Source organism: Mesorhizobium sp. WSM4313, from assembly GCF_002294725.1.
Taxonomy (GTDB): domain Bacteria; phylum Pseudomonadota; class Alphaproteobacteria; order Rhizobiales; family Rhizobiaceae; genus Mesorhizobium.
Genome location: NZ_NSFT01000012.1, coordinates 66,753 through 81,146 on the forward strand (window position 1 = coordinate 66,753; position 14,394 = coordinate 81,146).

The following is a 14,394-nucleotide window of genomic DNA, read 5'->3' on the forward strand; positions in this document are numbered from 1 at the left end:
AACGGCGTTTGGCACGGATCCCGTAGATTCGTCGGCAAAAGGCACCCATTCCGACGAAACTCAAGGGACATTTGCGGTATACTAATTGCTGGAAAAAGGTGGCCGAGCGCTATCCGCCAGTTGATCGCGAGCAAGGACGATGCGCTTGAGCAATCTGGAACCGATCTATTCCAGGAGAGGATCGAAGCAGCCATCGGACGCACTTGCCCAGCACGGTTACGGCGAGAAGCCAAACCGGATCGTGCCTGGTTGAGGAGGCGTCCATATCTAAGATGCGAAGTGCCGAAAAATGCCTCTACCGCTACTTCAAGGGGGGAACTTTCGCCCTGGATTGGCGATCAGTGGCGATTGAGCTTAGTCGCGGTCAGCGCATCCGTGTAGGGGGCGAAATCTACAGCGAGGGTTTGGCAAGCCGACGGGTAGCGGGAGTGCAAGCTGGCCCGCTCGGCCTTGGCGACCAACCCGGCCCTCGACGCCTGCGGACATTCGGAGATCGCGTTTTTACGTCCTAAGTTCGTTGCTGTTCGAGATTAGGAGATCGTCTGTCCTGTTTGACATTGCTGGTCTCCGCAGCCTTCTAAGCGAGGAGCATGGCTGTGCCGGGATCGCGTAGGTGGGTGACAAGGCCGGTCACTCCTGCCACCCGACGTGGTCTTTGAGAAGGTGGAGGTTGCGCTACCGGCTGGAGAGCATGGTGCCAGTTTTCACAAGACAAGGGTCGCTTAATCGAATGGGCGTCAAGTTCATAGATTGCGAACAGATCATGGGGGGATTTGAATAGTGCTACTGACCGAGGCAGAGCTGAAAAGAGTTGCGAATGCCAGTCGAGGACATAGAGCCGCATCGATCGTTCTAAAGGAAGAGACGGCCGCAGCTACAGCCAGATCGTCATTCGACGTTTTTCTGTCACATTCTTTCAAGGACGCAGAGATCGTTCTCGGTGTGAAGCGAATTTTCGAGGAGCTTGGGTTCACTGCTTACGTAGATTGGGTCGAAGATTCACAACTGGACCGCACAAAAGTCTCCTCGGCCACCGCCGAGTTGCTGCGGACCCGTATGAGGCAGTCAAAGACGCTAATCTATGTGCATTCAAACAATTCTCCAGGATCCAGATGGATGCCTTGGGAGCTTGGCTTTTTCGATGGGTTTCGGACCGCGGTAGCGGTTCTGCCCGTGGCAAAAAATTCTTCGGAAACATTCTCCGGGCAAGAATTTTTGGGCCTATACCCTTACATTGATGGGACAGGACCTGCATTCCTGTTTATGAACAGAGGGACCGCGCCTCGCTCAAGAATAGGCTCTGTAAGCTCGACTGCTAACCTCACGTTTGCCAAATCCTGGCTTAAAGAATTTACCGCCACAAAATAGACTGGTGTGCTTCAAAAATGAAATATCCTGGACTCTATAATAGCGCCGACGTGGCATCCAACGAGCAGCAGGCGACGTTTCTGCGCCTGATCCGGGCAGAGTACGTTCTTCTTTTTTTAGCGTCGGTGCTCTCTTTGGACTTGTCGCCATCAAAAGCCTATTTCGGTGTCTATGCTGCGGTATTTCTTTGCTCAATGGGAGTCCTCATTTTCCGGTCGGTCACAAAGCCCGAGCAGGTCTGGTATCAGGCTCGAGCTCTGGCAGAGTCGGTGAAGACATTGACTTGGCGCTTCGCGATGCGAGCACAGCCGTTCGATGACGCGCGCGCCGCTGACGCCAGAGCTGATTTTCGAAAGCTCATGGAAGGTATCCTTGATAGCAATCGTCACCTTGGTAGCGCGTTGAGCGGCACCGATTCAGCATCCCCCCAAACAACCGACCAGATGATGTCGATAAGGGACTCCCCGCTAAAAGAAAGAAAAGACCTATATCTGCAGAGACGAATCTGCGACCAACGGAAGTGGTACGAGAAGAAGGCGCGCTCGAACAAGAGGTCCGCGAAAGTCTGGATGGGCCTTGGTATTTTTGCATACGCTCTGGGATTCTCGTTCATCGTAGTACGCATCGCTGACCCCGCGATGCCAGGCTGGCCGACCGAGCCGCTAATTGTCATCGCCGCCTCCCTTATTGGGTGGACCCAGATCAAGAAATTTAACGAATTGGCATCGGCTTACACGTTGACAGCTCACGAGATCGGCTTGACTGCCGACCTTATTACGGACGCCAACTCGGATGAGGCATTCTCCGCCGCGGTGAACGAAGCCGAACTGGCTTTCTCACGGGAGCACACCCAGTGGGTTGCTCGTCAAAACAACTAAGAGACAACAATGGCATACAGCGATCCGACCTATGTAATATTTGACGGCGATGAAGACGCTTGGGCATACCGCTTTATGAAAGGGTGGAACGCCAGCGAGAATGTGAGTTTTGAATTCGCGAACGCTCACGATCTGGACAATATGACGAGCCGAGCACAGGACGAAGATTATGTTAAACGCAATCTTCGCAACAGAATGAATGGATCGAGCCAGGTACTTGTCCTGATCGGTGAGAAGACGAAAAACCTTTTTCGCTTCGTGCGCTGGGAAATGGAATTGGCTCTTGATCTAGGTCTGCCGATAATCGCAGCAAACCTTAACGGCTCGCGGCAACAAGATGTGAGCTGTCCGCCTATCATCAGGGACAAATGTGTTGTGCACGTGCCGTTCAAGATGAAGGCCATCAAGCACGCGCTAGCCAATTGGCCGAGCGAATTTCATCGGCTTTCAAACGCTCAGCGTGGCGATGGCGCCAGGAGCTATGGCGAAAGCACCTATCGCGATCTCGGCTTATAATCGCCACCTAAAAGCACTTAGCCGCCCAAACATCCTCGCCATCCGCTGGCGGCGACTAGCCTTAGCAACGTCCGCCAGCGTGTTCCGAGCTTGCCGAGCGATGATAAGAAGAGCACGACGTCCGATTTGCTGAGTTTGGCTGAAAGCTGCAGGTCATGTGCAACCTATTAGAGGAGCCCCGCTCGAAGCGTCGGATCGTCAGACAAGATCATGTCGCGCGAGGGCGCTGGTTTCGCGAGGAAAAGGAGCGGCTGTTCGATGTTTGAGGCTTGATCCAGCGTTTCGAGACTGCACGAGCGGCCAGCATTGATGGAGGCAGCTTTTCAGGCCGCGCAATTCTGTCGGCTCGCCCCCTCCTGCGAGCCGCAGCTCGGCTCGCCCTGCGCAGCAACCACGAATTTGCGATCGCAAGAAAGGCAACACGCTGACGATAGAACTTGGCGGCGCTGGTCGGCTGCGAATCAAGATGTCAATGGCAAGGAGCTCTCGCCGCGCGTCTTTGCCGGGCCGAACCTTCTGGCTATGCTCCTTCGAGAAGTCTGCCGAGCACCAGCCGCCGCACCGCCAAAGCTATCAATATGCGCGAGGGCACGACCTCAGCCTCTCAGCGCTGGCCAACCAGGTTGGAGCCTGTGCCGCGGCACGGAACCCGCTGCCTGCTGATCGAGGCGAATGTGCTTTGCCCCTGATCACCTCATTACCACCCTTGGGAAGGGCAAGACCGATCCGGACCGTCAGAATGTAAGGGATGACCGGCAGTTCGGCGGAACATGGCCGCCGGCGCTCTATCGTGCCTCGCGCGGCCGGCGGGAACAGCGTCCCGAGCGCTATTCATCCGTCAATATCGCCCGCTAATCGGGCACTATGCTGGGCGCATGCGCGTCGTAAGCTGTTCGTGTTTGCAGGACGCGCCCCCGACCCTCGGCTAAGGCGAAGGTGACGCCTTAGTTTTCACGGCAATTCGGGCCGATCCCGCGAATTTCACGGCGAATAACCTGCATTCCCGAGAAACTCAAGGGACGTTTCCGGTATGCTATTTGCTAAACAGGTGGCTGGCCGAGTGCCCTCCGCCAATTTATCGCGAGGAGAGGGACATGCGCTTGAGCAATCTGGGAACCGAGCAACTCCGGGAGAAGGATAGAAGCTTCGTCTTCCATCCTTCTACGCATCTGGCCAAGCACAGCCGAGGCGAAACGCCAAATAGGATTATGGCCGGTGCGGAAGGCGTCTATATCTGGGACACCGAAGGCCGAAGGAGCCTCGACGGTTTCGGAGGACTCTACTGCGTCAACATGGGATATGGATGCACGGAGATCGCCGAGGCCATTGCCAGGCAAGCACACGAATTGCCGTTCGCGCACGTCTATGCCAGCCAAGGTACGGAGCCGGTCGCCCTGTTGGCAGAGGCCGTGGTCGAGTATTTCGGTCAGAACATGCGAAGGGTCTATTTCGGCCTCTCCGGTTCCGATGCCAACGAAACCAACATCAAGCTGGTCTGGTACTATAATAACATTCTTGGCCGGCCCGAAAAGAAAAAGATCATCTCGCGAAATCGCGGCTATCACGGGTCTGGATTGGTCACGGGTAGCCTAACTGGCCTTCCCTTCTTTCACAATTTCTTCGACCTGCCTCTGGATTTGGTGCGCCATACAACCACGCCGCACTATTACCGCCAGGCGCGTGTCGAGGAGAGCGAGGAAGCGTTCTCCCGGCGCTGTGCCGATGAGCTTGAAGCCTTGATCCTGGCCGAAGGACCGGAAACGGTTGCAGCTTTTATCGGAGAGCCGGTACTTGGGACAGGAGGTATTGTGCCGCCCCCCAAAGGGTACTGGACGTCCATTCAAGCGGTGCTCGACAAATACGATATCCTTCTAATCGCGGATGAAGTGGTCTGTGGCTTCGCGCGAACCGGCGAGAAGTTCGGTTCCCACCTGTATAACATGCGTCCGGATTTCGTGACCATCGCAAAGGGTTTGAGTTCCGCCTACCTCCCCATCTCCGGGTCAATCATTGGCGACCGTGTCTGGTCGGTTTTGGAACAAGGAACTGAGAAGCACGGCGCACTCGGCCACGGCTGGACATATTCGGGGCACACGCTTTGTGCCGCAGCCGCGCTCGCCAATATTCGACTGCTTAAAGAAAAAAATATTCTGGAGCATGTCCGCGATGTTGGACCGTATTGGCAAGACCGGATGAAGGCCGAGCTGGCGGGACATCCCATCGTTGGTGAAGTTCGCGGAGTGGGTATCCTGTCGGCCGTAGAGATGATGCGGGACCCAAAACAAAGGATACCATTCGAACCCGACCTTCAGGTCGGGGTGCGCACTGCAGCTGCTCTGTTTGAGAATGGTGTCATCGGACGGGCCATGCCGCATGGCGACATCCTCGGTTATGCCCCCCCCCTGATCATTACCCGAAAAGAGATCGACATCATTGTCGACGCGACGGTAAAGTCGGTCGATACCACCTATCGCGCGCTGAAGGCCGAGGGTGCCGTATGATTTTGCGATCGCGAAGGAGCGAGTCCGGAGGCAGGCATGTCCCTGCGCGCTACTGCGCCGAGCAGACCCAAAACTGTTGAATTCCAGATATCTGATCTTGAGCATGCTCCGGGCTATTTCAGTCACGATTTGTAACCGAATCAGTTCTGCCGCCGCTGTCCTGTTGCCCAACGACCAGGACCTCTGTGCGGCGCGCCCTGCGGGTGTACCTCCCCGCCGGCAGGGCGCCCTTTTTGACCCACGTAATCAGTATCATTATGGCCCGTGCGGGATCGAGGGTCTGGTAAAGGTCATCTGCACGTTCCGATGCAGATTGAGCTTAGACGTGCCCTTTACATCATTGCAGCGGGCCATAATCATTGCGGTGAATTTTATCACGTCAGGTATATAGAAGGACGATACTCACACGCCACCCCGTTCACAAGGAAAGGCATTTTAATATTGTTGAGACGATTTGCCTATCAAAGAAAAGAAAGCATCGCAACACTTCTTTGCGGATCACGGCGCCCCGGGTGGGGGATGAGCGGCTATCCGAATTGTTATGCTAATGCCGACCCAAATTCCTGCAAAAGCTGGGGTCAATGATGGCTTTTGGTCAGCGCAGGATGATTTCTCCTGATTTGGTCGGTGCAGGGGCGGTCATGATTTAATGCATGGAGATTCTCTGATTGAGCTGTTGAGATCATGAGGCGTCTGCCAGACGCCCATCGGGTGAGCCCAGCATGATTGGGATGACCGACGAAGATCGAAAGTGTGGCAGCATTCTGGAGCCCGGTCAGCCCAGCGACGCCCGCGAATTCAATCACGTTTGTCGGGACATACACGACGCAGCCGGAAGGCGTGCAGAAAGAGGAAGAATCGAGCGCGACGATGACGAGGCACATGCCACTTGTTTTCGAGACATTCCTTGAAAGACTGTCACAGAGTATCGATGAGGCAGATTTCCGGGATGCCATGGCTGAGGCGGCCGGACGACTTGACCTAATCTTCTTTGCCTACCTCTCCTTGCCAGCACGGCCTTCCGGCAAACCGAGGTTAATTTCAAACTATCCACCCCGCTGGACCAGACAGTATCTGGAAAATCAGTATGAGAAACTCGATCCTGTGGTCTTGCGTGCTCGAAATGGCGGCTGCCCGTTTCACTGGGGATCGAATTTGGGAGGCGATAAAATGTCGCCGGCTCAACAGCAGCTATTCGATGAGGCGGCTCAATTCAGCATCTGCTGCGGTTTGACGATCCCAATTGTCGATCTCCGCGGCCGCATCGCTGCGGTTACTTTTGCCGCCGATGAGCCTCGTCCAGTATTTCTTCGGGTCGCTGAGCGGTACGAACAAGCTCTTCAACTGATGGCGGCCTGCTTTCATCGTTGCGTTCGCCGCAAATTGCCGAGCGATCGAACAGTGGATGGGGTTTCGCTGACATCCCGCGAATATGAGTGCCTGAGGTGGGCAGCGCGGGGTAATTCAGCCTGGGTGACCGGCCGCATCTTGGGTATCAAGCCACGCACGATCGCTTTTCATTTGGACAATGCCAAGAAGAAGCTAGGCGTGCGAACCCAAAATCAGGCTATAGCCCTTTTGGGGTCCGAAGGGTCCTCAATTGTCTGAGAAGCTTTTTGATCCCCTTGTGCTCGGGCCATTCGATCGCGCGCTTTGTATCGAGCGTTGACTGGATGCCGAGATCTTCTGTTCCGCCGGCTCGGGCGATGCAGCCGTATTCTTCCAGTCCGCGCCGGTGATCATAGTCTATGGGTGCTCGAGCGGGTGTGTCGTCGCTGACGAGCTAGTTGTGGAGCCTCAACAGGTTGTCCTCGGTTAGAGCGAGGCGACTGATAGGTGTTTTGGACTTTAGGCTCCCGTGGGGACGGTGCCAATTGTATCTGTGCAGCCAGACCGGCAACTCTGCGGCGCGGTGATCTGAAGTCGGATAAGCGATGGCATAAGCCCATTCGCGCAGTGCTGTCTGGATGAAGCGCTCGGCCTTGCCATTGGTCTTGGGTGTATAGGGTCTTGTCCTGACGTGCTTGAGGCCGAGATCGCGGCAGGCCTTGGCGAAGGCCTTTGATCTGTAGCAGGAGCCGTTGTCGGTCATGACGCGGGCTATCGTGACGCCGAGGCTGGCGTAGTAGGCCACCGCCGCCTTGAGGAAGGCGATGGCGCTTTCTTTTTTCTCGTCGGGCAGGATCTGCGAGAAGGCGATGCGGGAGGCGTCGTCGATGCAGACATGGACGAACTCCCAACTGCTGCCGCGCGAGCTGGCATTGCCGGTGCGCTTGCCGGTAATGCGATGACCGATGCGCTCGAAACGACCGAGCTTCTTGATATCGATATGGATCATCTCGCCAGGATGCTCGCGCTCGTAGCGTCGGATCGGCTCGGCCGGTTCGATATCCCGCAACCGCGACAGTCCGGCACGCTTGAGAACCCGGCTAACGGTGGCGGGCGAGACGCCGACCTCATGGGCGATGTGCTTGCCGGTCCAACGTTGCCGCCGCAGCGCCATGATGCGCTCGGCGATCAACGCAGCGGTGGCCTGCGGCATATTGGCGGGCCGCGAGGAACGGTCGATCATGCCGGCCCGCCCTTCGGACTTGTAGCGCTCGACCCAGCGCGCCACGATCTTGGCCGACACGCCGTAGACACGCGCCGCATGGGCTTTGGAGAAAGCGCCTTCTATCACCGACAGCGCCATCTCCTCTCGACGCAGCGGTGTGAGACGGGCATTCTTATGGATGTTCATTCGGACCCTCCGGTGAGTGCTGAAGCTTGGTAACTCCAGTCTCCCCGGTCCGGTCCGAATGGACAACCTCCCGAAAGCTCACAGCTAGTCGTGCGGTTATATAGTTTCCGAGGATGGCCCGCTTGCATACCTGCCTGCCGGTAATCTCTAACCCTTGACTTAGGGCGATGGCTATCGGTTATGCGGCTTGAAAGCGAAGAGGTGGACCCTTCGTCGAGCGCCGGTACGATATGGAGTGCTGCTCCGGGCTAATACCCATCCAGACAGAGCGGAACCTTCTATCACGTCAGACGCTCGGACAGTTGCCAAACCCCGATTTCCTGGGAACTGAATTGTGCTCGCCACCGGGTCCATTTTGCCGGCGCGTCTGTGGTGCAGGCCCCGATCAGCCTGACCAATGGCACAGGAACGCTTCTATGACCGAGCACTGCGAATTTGTCAGCTGGCGAACAATTCCTTGTAGCCGCTCGTCACCATCCAGTTCGCACGGTCGAGATGACTACGAAGCGCCTTCCTGGCGCGCTCCGGTTCAAGTGCCGGATCAATGCCGAGGATCAGTTGGGCCATTTCCTCTTCGGGCGCCTCATCGGCTGAGGCGTCCAGGAGCCTCATATAGATGGTAAAGTGCGCCCTGTCGTAGGCGGTAAGACGGTCAGACCAAGGGACTTCGTCGAGCAGTGTTGAGCTTTGAGTCCTATCTGTTCCCGTTGATTGATTCATGTCTGCCGCGAACCTCGCATGTTGATCGCTGGATCCAAGGCAGAATATCCCAAAATGGGATAATCCGAAACGGGGATTAGTCGCTGAGCCGGTCTCTACCTGCCGGTTCACCTAAATGCCCAAATCTCTTCGATCTCCCCGCCACCAGCGGTTTCTGGCCCAGTTGATCTCACTGCGCAATGTCAAAGGGCTGACGCAGGCGCAGGTGGCTGAGAAGCTTGGTCGTCCGCAATCTTTCGTGGCGAAATATGAGGGTGGCGAACGGCGTCTCGATGTCATTGAGTTTCTCGACGTAACTGCGGCCCTCGATGCTGATCCGTGTGAGATTCTGTTGAGCCTGCGCACGTAGTGGGCGCCCGCGCCCATCACCGCGCGTGCCGTGTGCCGGTGGGTCGAGCCCCGATTTTCTTGGCTCTGGCGTCTCGACCATTCCGCTGCGCCTCCTAGCGCGTCGTTAGACTCTCGCAATTCGCTCTGTTTTGTGCCTTTCTCAGCAGGTGGCGCCGCATCCTTCTAGGCCCGCCGCGGCGTCCCGCAACCCTTAGCCAGCTGTGAGCTTTCAGTAGGTTGTCCATCCGGCCCTTCGGATGCGGTGCGGCTCAGACGGCGGACCCGTTCCTGTCATGATTCGCCGCCGCACCCATTCCTGGGAAGCAGCCATTGGCGAGCGGAGGACAAAATGATGAGACAGCGAAGCGCTGGGCCATCCGCGCTGTGGTGATACGTCGATGCATGGCGGTTGCGCGACTTCGTTGCTTGAAGCGAAGCGACCGCACCGCCCATTTCGTCAACTGGCGAACAAATCCTTGTAGCCGCTCGTCACCACCCAGTTTGCACGGTCGAGATGACTGCGAAGAACGTTGCGTGCGCGCTCAGGTTCGCGTGCCGGATCAATGCCGAGGATCACTTTGGCCATTTCCTCTTCAGTGGCGTTGTCGGCCGAGGCGTCCAGGAGCCTCATATAGGTTGTAAAGTGGTCCTTGTCGTAGGCTGTAATGCGGTCCGACCAGGGGACCTCGTCGGCGAACGGCGTGTTCGATCTGGGCTGCAACATCGCTAATTCTATCTCCGGCCAATGGACCCGCGAAGCCCTGTGCCTGCTAAATGTGGATTACATATTATAGTTGATAAACTCAAGCCGCCTGATCCGCTGGCTTGCGTGCATGGATATGCGCAAGTTGGTCGGACGGAATGTGCAGAGGATCAGGCAAAGGAAGCGCCTGACGCAGGAGCAGCTTGCGGAGATTTCCGGGTTCAGTCAGCAGTACATCAGCGGCTTGGAGAAAGGCCGAAGAAATCCGACAATTATCACGATCTATGAACTGGCATTGGCCCTCGGCGTCAGCCACATGGATCTGGTTCGGCCCGACAAACAGGCATGATACACCCGCCCTCCAAGTAGCTGGCCGCCTGATGGCGCGCGCCGGGTGCTCGTGAACCCAGGCTTTTCTTAGGGTCCCCCGGCAGCCCCTGCCATTTGGCTCGCCCTGGCCCGGCGCACCCTATTGGACAGTCGGCCGCTGCGGTTTTTGTCAGCCTTTCCTGGGGCGGTCGGCATTGCCTTTTAGGCCCGCCGCGGCCTCCCGCAACCTTCGCTCTCGCTTCAGGTCCTTCTCTTGGTTACGATCCTTCGGATGCGGTTCGCCTCTTTCAGCGGGCCTAATCGCTTTCTGCCGCCCACCCCACGGGGACAGCCACGCGAGACTAGTATGGAGCGTTGCGGTTAGCGCACGAACAGCAAAGGAACTGAAAAAACAGGCAACTGTCGAAGCATGGCTGAACCAGCCATCGTGTCGGCATCTTGGAGCCGCGTGTTCGCCTTGAGGCCCTGCCGGTAGGATCCCTGCAGTTGAAGTCATTGTCGGCATTCTGACAACAATGGACATGAACCGCCGAACTATCAAGGCGACCAGGTTGTTGTCTAGCAATGGTTTTCCGAATCGGCACGGCACTTGCGTTACCAAAAACAAGTACGCCGCGGCACGGATCGCCCAAGAGGCTGAACGACCTGATCTGTTTGACCCTCGCAGCAGGGGTGGATGGCTAACACAAAGGAAACTTTGAAGGTGGACGTTTTCGAAAGTTCTCCAATACCTGTCAGGAAAACACGGACGCCATCTTTCTCGGTGGATCTAGCCTTGCTGGGAGTCGCATTCGTTTGGGGGGCGAGCTATCCGGTCGGGAAAGGCGCACTGTTCTACGCGCCGGTTTCGATACTTGTTCTTTATCGCTTCCTGATTACTACGATCATTACGGCAGTGGCTGCAAGACATGAGATCGCATTGGTCTCCTGGGGCGATTTCATCCGCGGCTTCGCATTGGGAACAATACTTTTTTGCATCTTTATTGCTGAAACTTACGGCGTTGCATCGACAAGCGCAATGAACACGGCCTTGATCATATCGCTTTGTGTGATTTTCACGCCGAGCATCGACTATGGGCTATCACGGCGACTTCCACCTACGGGCATTTTGGCAAGTGCTGCCATAGCGTGCATCGGTGTCGGCATTCTCACTGGCGGGATCAGCAGGTTCAGCCCGGGTGACGCGCTTGTCTTGGGGGCCGCGATTCTGCGAGCGGTTATGGTCGTTTCCACCAAACGCCTTCTGGCCGGCCGGCAGATTTCATCTGCAGCCCTGACGGCCATCCAAGGATCGACGGTGGCAACACTTACTTTCGTTTTGGCCGTCGCTCAGTTCGGAATTTCAGGCCTTGTTGTGAGGGCCACCCTTCAGTTTTGGGGCGCTGTTGCCTTCCTTGCACTCTTCTGCACCCTCGCTGCATTCTACATTCAAAATGCCGCAGTGAGAAAATCCACACCGACACGGGTTGGCTTCTTGATGGGAACAGAACCTTTTTTTGGTTTCGTTCTAGCGCACCTTCTTCTGAATGAGCCTTTGACAGTACCGAGCTTGATAGGCGCAGGCCTCGTCCTCGCTGCGACGTTTGCTGGCATCTGGTTTGAGAGCAGGACATCCAAATGAACCCCATCTTGGCTTCCACCAAACCCGCCATCGGCGGCATTTCGAGTTTTGAAGATCTGGAGGCTTTTCCGGACCGAACCGCACCAGTTGCAACCATGTTCAGCGGCGGTCTCGACAGCACCTATCTTCTCTACAAGCTGCAAAGCCTTGGCTTTGCGAACATTGAAGCTGTCGCAGCGGATGTCGGAACGCGCATCGATCAGCCTTTGTTGGAACGGACGGCAGCCATGTTCGGCGCGCGCTTTGTCTGCCTCGAAGGGCGGGATGCCTTTGTCGAACAAGGCGTGAAATCAGCCATTCGAGCCCACGCCAAGTACCTTGGCATCTATCCGTTGAGCAGTTCGTTGAGCCGTCCCATAATCGCATCTTTGGTTGTTAATCATGCTAGGTCAATCAACTCACGGCTGGTTCTTCATACAGCAAACCTTTCTCAAAACAGTCTTCCGCGCCTTAACAATAGCATTAAGCGCTCAGGATTTTCCGGCAACTTCGGCAGTCCGTATGAATGCTCTGTGATATCCCGACAACAGAAGACCTCCGACCTGTCCAAGTGTGGAGCGACTTTTGTGGCGGACCGCACGTGGAGCGCGGACGAAAACCTCTGGTGTCGGGAATTCGAGTCGGGGCCTTTGGAAGATCCCGAGAACTTTTCCATCCCCGAGGAGGCATTTGCTTGGACGCGCCACATTCCCGCAGAGCAGCCGGTAGAGATCAAACTCGGGTTTGCAGACGGAAGTCTCGTGTCAATTGATGACCGTGATGTTGCATTGGTCGACGCAATCCCGTTCCTGAATAACACGGTCGGCAAATTCGGGCACGGCCGCTTTGTCGGGCTTGAACACATCACAACCGGCCAAAAGGTTCTCGAAGTCCGCGAGGCCCCTGCCGCGGCCATTATCTTCGACGCGCTGCGTCACCTCGAAACCGCTTCTCTTGACGTGGCATCAATCGTTTTGAAGCAAGGGCTTGAGCAAGCCTGGTCCCAAGAGGCGGTTTCAGGTGCATGGGGCAGTACTATTCACCAGATGTGCGAACGGGCCATTGCATCCGCCCTCGAGGGCGTTAGCGGGAGCGTCAGCTACATAGTCGATCACACACGCTTTTTACCTCGGTCGATCCGAGCCAGGACGCCGAGATACATTAGGGACCGCGACCTTTGGGAATACCAAGCCGCAACCCACATAGCGTTGTCCAAAGCGTTCCGTCCTCGCCAAGTCACCAAAAGGGAGACACCCGTGGAAAACAACGCACCCCAGGCGCCGGCCAACCTCAGTCAACAATGCACTGACGGTCTGGTGACAAATGGATGGTGGTTTTCAAAAGGCGAGCGCGCCGAAGCCTGCTTTGGCATCGAAATTGATGCAGCCTGGAAGAACTTTGCTGACCATTGGAATCGACTTCTTCTCGATGAATACATGCGTGACGGCGGAACATATCGTTACCGGCGCTATAGCGCTTTTGAATATGACGCGACTGACGGAATCTTTAGGCTCCTACCCCACGCCCCCTACGAACAATCAAAAAGTGTCAATCATCTGAATGGCGGCTTCAAGCGCCACTTCGAGCCCCTTGAAAACTCCTTTATAGACCATCCCGTCTTAGAAAAGATTCTGACAGGTTTCTGCAGAATTCTATGTGAAGCCGCCCGACATGATCGTTGGAATATCAAGATCCATCCCTACCGGATTGTCGCGCGCGATGGTGTAAATGGCAAACCGGCACCCGAGGGCCTTCACCAGGACGGGGTGGACTTCATTGCTTGCTATATGATTGGGCGGGTCAACGTCACCGGCGGCATGAGCATGATCACCGACGCCTCAAAGGAGTTCCTCGGCGAGGTCGAAATGAACTCCCCGAATGATTTTGTGATCTGCAACGACCGCGAAACCTTTCACGATGTATCGTCGATTGTGGCCGAAAACCTGAAAATGCCGTACGCTTATCGCGACGTCCTTGTGATCGCCTTCGAGAAATTATAACGCCCAGCGCGCCGAGAGCATTTTCAACAAGGTTCAATACTGCTTGGTATCCTCTCGGGTGTTCCTGGTGCGGGAACAATGCAGGATTAATTTCTTGCATCTAAACACCTAGATAGCAGTTTCGCCTCTCTGGTATGATGGTTTTTGGCCTCGCGGATCTCGCGTAATACGAATGACCGTGGACACCCCCGATCTTCGCAAGAAAGTGAGAAATTATCCTCATGCTGTCCGACGAGGTGGTCTGCGGCTTCGGAGGCACCGGGAACTGGTTTGGTAGCCAGACATTTGGGATGGAACCGGACATGCTCTCGATCGCCGGGGGGCTTTCATCCGGTCACCTGCCCATTGGCGGCGTCATTATCTCGACAAGATTTATCAATGCGCCGCTGACGAGGCCCACAAGGTCGGCGTGTTCGGTCACGGTTTCACCTACTCCGGTCATCCGGTGATAGCGGCCGTCGCCGCCGAGGCGATCAGGATCTACAGCGAGATCGATTTCGTGACCCAGGCGCGTCGTCTCGGCGATCACTTGCATGGAGCCCTCGCGGACGCGCTCGGCGACCATCCGCTTGTCGGTGAAGCCCGCGGCCGCGGCTTCATCGCGGGGGTTCAGATCGTCGAGGATCGTGCGCCCGTCGCGTCTTCGCGCCCGAGCTGAGGATCGGCGATGTCGAGCGGCGGTGCCGCGAGCACGGCGTCATGATCCGC

The 14,394-nt window shown here is 56.4% G+C and carries 13 protein-coding genes and 1 pseudogene; 11 read left to right on the forward strand and 3 right to left on the reverse strand.

Annotated elements, in window-relative coordinates; genetic code table 11:
* The first annotated feature begins 1,385 nt into the window (after positions 1-1,385).
* The 5 genes and pseudogenes from CK219_RS23220 (at position 1,386) to CK219_RS23235 (ending at position 6,871) form a co-directional block, all read left to right on the forward strand.
* Positions 1,386-2,246, forward strand: a complete 861-nt coding sequence (locus CK219_RS23220) for a DUF4231 domain-containing protein (RefSeq protein ID WP_063169305.1) — start codon at positions 1,386-1,388, stop codon at positions 2,244-2,246.
* A gap of 9 nt (positions 2,247-2,255) precedes the next feature.
* Positions 2,256-2,762 carry a TIR domain-containing protein gene (locus CK219_RS23225; protein WP_063169304.1) on the forward strand — a complete coding sequence of 169 codons (507 nt, stop codon included), beginning with the start codon at positions 2,256-2,258 and terminating at the stop codon, positions 2,760-2,762.
* Positions 2,763-3,245: 483 nt separating this feature from the next.
* Positions 3,246-3,666 (forward strand): annotated as a pseudogene (locus CK219_RS32300) (transposase); the annotation flags it as partial.
* A 190-nt stretch (positions 3,667-3,856) separates the two neighbouring features.
* Positions 3,857-5,263: an aminotransferase gene (locus CK219_RS23230; RefSeq protein WP_063169303.1), complete on the forward strand. Its 1,407-nt coding sequence runs from the start codon at positions 3,857-3,859 to the stop codon at positions 5,261-5,263.
* 870 nt (positions 5,264-6,133) lie between these two features.
* Positions 6,134-6,871: a LuxR family transcriptional regulator gene (locus CK219_RS23235; RefSeq protein ID WP_082826574.1), complete on the forward strand. Its 738-nt coding sequence runs from the start codon at positions 6,134-6,136 to the stop codon at positions 6,869-6,871.
* 175 nt (positions 6,872-7,046) lie between these two features.
* On the opposite strand, the gene CK219_RS23240 is transcribed toward CK219_RS23235, so the two are convergent.
* Positions 7,047-8,003 (reverse strand): IS481 family transposase, encoded by a 957-nt coding sequence (locus CK219_RS23240; RefSeq protein ID WP_063169302.1) that lies wholly within the window; start codon positions 8,001-8,003, stop codon positions 7,047-7,049.
* Positions 8,004-8,441: 438 nt separating this feature from the next.
* Positions 8,442-8,723 carry a DUF2285 domain-containing protein gene (locus CK219_RS23245; RefSeq protein ID WP_063169301.1) on the reverse strand — a complete coding sequence of 94 codons (282 nt, stop codon included), beginning with the start codon at positions 8,721-8,723 and terminating at the stop codon, positions 8,442-8,444.
* 115 nt (positions 8,724-8,838) lie between these two features.
* Between CK219_RS23245 and CK219_RS23250 the strand changes: the two genes are divergently transcribed.
* Complete coding sequence (locus CK219_RS23250) at positions 8,839-9,072, forward strand: helix-turn-helix transcriptional regulator (protein WP_082826573.1); 234 nt, start codon at positions 8,839-8,841, stop codon at positions 9,070-9,072.
* A 438-nt stretch (positions 9,073-9,510) separates the two neighbouring features.
* Here the strand turns inward: CK219_RS23250 and CK219_RS23255 are convergent, their stop codons facing one another.
* Positions 9,511-9,777 carry a DUF2285 domain-containing protein gene (locus CK219_RS23255; protein ID WP_063169299.1) on the reverse strand — a complete coding sequence of 89 codons (267 nt, stop codon included), beginning with the start codon at positions 9,775-9,777 and terminating at the stop codon, positions 9,511-9,513.
* A gap of 109 nt (positions 9,778-9,886) precedes the next feature.
* On the opposite strand from CK219_RS23255, the gene CK219_RS23260 reads away from it, so the two are divergent.
* From CK219_RS23260 to CK219_RS32645, 5 genes are all read left to right on the forward strand, one after another.
* A complete protein-coding gene (locus CK219_RS23260; RefSeq protein ID WP_029354714.1) occupies positions 9,887-10,105 on the forward strand; it encodes a helix-turn-helix transcriptional regulator in 219 nt (72 codons plus the stop codon).
* A gap of 657 nt (positions 10,106-10,762) precedes the next feature.
* Positions 10,763-11,707 (forward strand): DMT family transporter, encoded by a 945-nt coding sequence (locus CK219_RS23265; RefSeq protein ID WP_082826572.1) that lies wholly within the window; start codon positions 10,763-10,765, stop codon positions 11,705-11,707.
* Positions 11,704-13,686: an argininosuccinate synthase-related protein gene (locus CK219_RS23270; protein WP_063169298.1), complete on the forward strand. Its 1,983-nt coding sequence runs from the start codon at positions 11,704-11,706 to the stop codon at positions 13,684-13,686. The genes CK219_RS23265 and CK219_RS23270 overlap by 4 nt, the downstream gene beginning before the upstream one ends.
* Before the next feature lie 221 nt (positions 13,687-13,907).
* Entirely contained in the window at positions 13,908-14,135 is a 228-nt protein-coding gene (locus tag CK219_RS32640) for an aminotransferase class III-fold pyridoxal phosphate-dependent enzyme (RefSeq protein WP_263485461.1), read from the forward strand.
* A complete protein-coding gene (locus CK219_RS32645) occupies positions 14,096-14,344 on the forward strand; it encodes an aminotransferase class III-fold pyridoxal phosphate-dependent enzyme (protein ID WP_063169297.1) in 249 nt (82 codons plus the stop codon). Before CK219_RS32640 ends, CK219_RS32645 begins: the two co-directional genes overlap by 40 nt.
* Positions 14,345-14,394: the final 50 nt, after the last annotated feature.

Excerpts from the sequence above, each read along its gene's own strand:
- CK219_RS23250 (WP_082826573.1), top strand. The coding sequence starts at position 8,839 with ATGCCCAAATCTCTTCGATCTCCCCGCCACCAGCGGTTTCTGGCCCAG.
- CK219_RS23245 (WP_063169301.1), bottom strand. The coding sequence starts at position 8,723 with ATGAATCAATCAACGGGAACAGATAGGACTCAAAGCTCAACACTGCTC.
- CK219_RS23235 (WP_082826574.1), top strand. The coding sequence starts at position 6,134 with ATGACGAGGCACATGCCACTTGTTTTCGAGACATTCCTTGAAAGACTG.
- CK219_RS23260 (WP_029354714.1), top strand. The coding sequence starts at position 9,887 with ATGGATATGCGCAAGTTGGTCGGACGGAATGTGCAGAGGATCAGGCAA.
- CK219_RS32640 (WP_263485461.1), top strand. The coding sequence starts at position 13,908 with ATGCTGTCCGACGAGGTGGTCTGCGGCTTCGGAGGCACCGGGAACTGG.
- CK219_RS23230 (WP_063169303.1), top strand. The coding sequence starts at position 3,857 with ATGCGCTTGAGCAATCTGGGAACCGAGCAACTCCGGGAGAAGGATAGA.
- CK219_RS23220 (WP_063169305.1), top strand. The coding sequence starts at position 1,386 with ATGAAATATCCTGGACTCTATAATAGCGCCGACGTGGCATCCAACGAG.
- CK219_RS23270 (WP_063169298.1), top strand. The coding sequence starts at position 11,704 with ATGAACCCCATCTTGGCTTCCACCAAACCCGCCATCGGCGGCATTTCG.
- CK219_RS23255 (WP_063169299.1), bottom strand. The coding sequence starts at position 9,777 with ATGTTGCAGCCCAGATCGAACACGCCGTTCGCCGACGAGGTCCCCTGG.
- CK219_RS23240 (WP_063169302.1), bottom strand. The coding sequence starts at position 8,003 with ATGAACATCCATAAGAATGCCCGTCTCACACCGCTGCGTCGAGAGGAG.
- CK219_RS23225 (WP_063169304.1), top strand. The coding sequence starts at position 2,256 with ATGGCATACAGCGATCCGACCTATGTAATATTTGACGGCGATGAAGAC.
- CK219_RS23265 (WP_082826572.1), top strand. The coding sequence starts at position 10,763 with ATGGCTAACACAAAGGAAACTTTGAAGGTGGACGTTTTCGAAAGTTCT.